General features: G+C 36.4%; 1 pseudogene. It reads left to right on the plus strand.

The features are described 5' to 3' along the window. Positions 1–379, plus strand: a pseudogene (locus ADH54_RS04320) (peptidase M23); the annotation flags it as partial.

Consider the following 379-nt stretch of genomic DNA (forward strand, 5'->3'; position numbering starts at 1 on the left):
GATCGAAAGCTAGAAAAAGTTCGTAAGAATTACCGAACGGTTCAACAAGATAGCGCAAAACAATTTACGAAGCTACAATCTCAGACCCACTCTAAACGTCAGTTGGTAAAGAAGAGTCGGAGCCAATTTCGAGCTTCTAAGAACAAGGTCAAGAAGATACAAAAAGAGTATAAGAGAATACAAAAAGAGTACAAGAATATCCAGAAACAAGGAAAAAACCTTGAAAAAGAAGGAAAGGCACTTCGTCCAGAGGAAATTAAAAAGCAGGCTTTCCTTAAGCAGGAATTAGATAAGAACAATAAAAAGCAAGCCTTCCTTAAGCAGGAATTAGATAAGGCGAAACTGGAGAAAAAAACTTCTAAAAGAACTTTTAAAGTCG

It is taken from the genome of Streptococcus pseudopneumoniae (genome assembly GCF_001072315.1).
GTDB lineage: Bacteria > Bacillota > Bacilli > Lactobacillales > Streptococcaceae > Streptococcus > Streptococcus pseudopneumoniae_R.